Origin of the sequence: Bradyrhizobium sp. 157 (assembly GCF_023073815.1) — a bacterium.
In the GTDB taxonomy this organism is placed as follows: domain Bacteria; phylum Pseudomonadota; class Alphaproteobacteria; order Rhizobiales; family Xanthobacteraceae; genus Bradyrhizobium.
On record NZ_JADPKF010000071.1, the window covers coordinates 1 to 1,944 of the forward strand.

At 61.4% G+C, this 1,944-nt stretch carries 2 protein-coding genes; one reads left to right on the forward strand and one right to left on the reverse strand.

Annotated elements, in window-relative coordinates; translation table 11 throughout:
* A partial coding sequence (locus IVA95_RS15670) for a PQQ-dependent dehydrogenase, methanol/ethanol family (RefSeq protein ID WP_247511274.1) occupies window positions 1–1,422 on the forward strand: 1,422 nt, incomplete at its 5' end.
* 81 nt (window positions 1,423–1,503) lie between these two features.
* Here IVA95_RS15670 and IVA95_RS15675 read toward each other — a convergent pair.
* On the reverse strand, window positions 1,504–1,767 hold the full coding sequence (locus IVA95_RS15675; protein WP_247511275.1) for a hypothetical protein: 264 nt from the start codon (window positions 1,765–1,767) through the stop codon (window positions 1,504–1,506).
* Window positions 1,768–1,944 lie beyond the last annotated feature (177 nt).

The window sequence follows — 1,944 nt, forward strand, 5'->3', positions numbered from 1 at the left end:
CAGGGCCAGGTGATCGCCCTCAACGCCAAGACAGGCGATGAGTACTGGCGTTACAAACGCCAGCTCCCCGACGATCTCTTCCAATTGCACCCGACCAACCGCGGGGTGGGATTGTGGCAGGACAGGCTGTTCCTGGCGACAACCGATGACCATGTGGTCGCGCTCGATGCCAAAACCGGCAAGGTCCTGTGGGATACCAAAGTCCAGGACTACAAGAAGGGTCAGTACCTGACCCTGATGCCGCTGGTTGTCGATGGAAAGGTTATCGTCGGTGCCGCCGGCGGTGAATTCGGCGTGCGCGGCTATGTCGTCGCCTATGATGCCAATAACGGCAAAGAATTGTGGCGGACCTTCACCATTCCCGGCCCAGGCGAGCCGGGCCACGAGACCTGGAGCGGCGACGACTGGAAAACGGGCGGCGGCTCTGCGTGGATGACGGGCAACTACGATCCCGACACCCGGACCATTTACTGGGGCACCGGCAACGCCGCCCCGTGGCCGGGAGATACTCACCCCGGCGACAATCTCTACACAACCTCGGTGCTAGCGCTCGACCCGGATAGCGGCAAGATCAAAACCTATTTCCAGTACCATCAGAACGATTCCTGGGATTGGGACGAGGTGGATGCACCAATGCTGATCGACCTGCAGAGGGATGGTCGCATCTTCAAGAGCCTCATCCATCCGGGACGCAACGCGATCTTCTGGGTACTCGAGCGCAAGCCGGACAGCATCAAGTATGTGGCCGGCTGGCCTTATGTCTATACCGACGTCTGGAAGGGCATTGAGCCCGAGACGGGCAAGCCGATCGTCGATCCGGCTCACAAGCCGGTTATGGGCAAGCGGGTCGAGTTCTGTCCGTCGTTATGGGGCGGCAAGGACTGGCCGTCGGCGGCCTATAGTCCGAAGACCCGCCTGGTCTATATTCCCGCCAACGAGAATTTCTGCGGCGGCTTTACCGGCGAGAAGGTGCCGTTGGTGCCCGGTCAGCTGTGGCTCGGGACCAAGCCCGAAGATATCGGTCTGAAGGTTCGCGCCGGCGCTACGCATTTTGGTGAGCTGCAGGCGTGGGATCCGGCGACGGGAAAGAAGGTGTGGTCGCATCTTTTCCCCAGATCGCACCTGTTTGGGTCGGTGACGGCGACCGCGGGCGACCTGATCTTTGTCGGAGGTACCAACGACCGGATGTTCCGCGCCTTTCATGCCAAGACCGGCGAACTGCTTTGGGAGCAGAAGACCAATTCCGGCATCATGGGCATGCCGGTCGCCTACGAAGTGGACGGGACACAGTATATCGCGATCCAGTCCGGGTGGGGTGTAGACGCCCAGCGCATCCAGGACGCGCTGACGACCAACAACATCGGTATCGAGAACAACGTGCCGCAGGGCGGCGTCGTCTGGGTGTTTGCCCTCAAGAAGTAACTGCCAGAGGTAATTTGCCGAGACGGCAAGGCAAGAAAAAAGCGGCGGACGGACGTCCGCCGCTTTCAGTTTGGCTTGTTTTTATTTGCCCTTGGTCTCGACCTTCCGCTTTTCATCTTCGTTCATTTGCTTGATCGTCGGATCCCGGCTGGCTTCGCCGGTGGTCTGCGTTGTCGTGGCCGGTGGGCTTTCGCTTGGCATGGAGGTTTGCCCCGGCGGTGTTGTTGCTGGCCGCGTTGCGGTCGCGGGCGGCGGCGACGTGGTTTGAGCGGTCGCCGCCTGGGCAGTCAACAGAAGCACGCTCGACAGCAGCGACACCGCGAGCGCCGTTGAGTTGGGTTTCATCGATCTGGCTCCTCTTAGATCAACGAAAACGGCCCGTGCGGTCTAACGTTCCCCTTACGCTTCCAATTGCTTGCCGATCGGCAGTGCGCGGATGCGCTTGCCGGTCGCGGCGAAGATCGCGTTGATCAGCGCCGGCGCAACGGGCGGCACGCCCGGCTCACCGACGCCGCTGGGCGG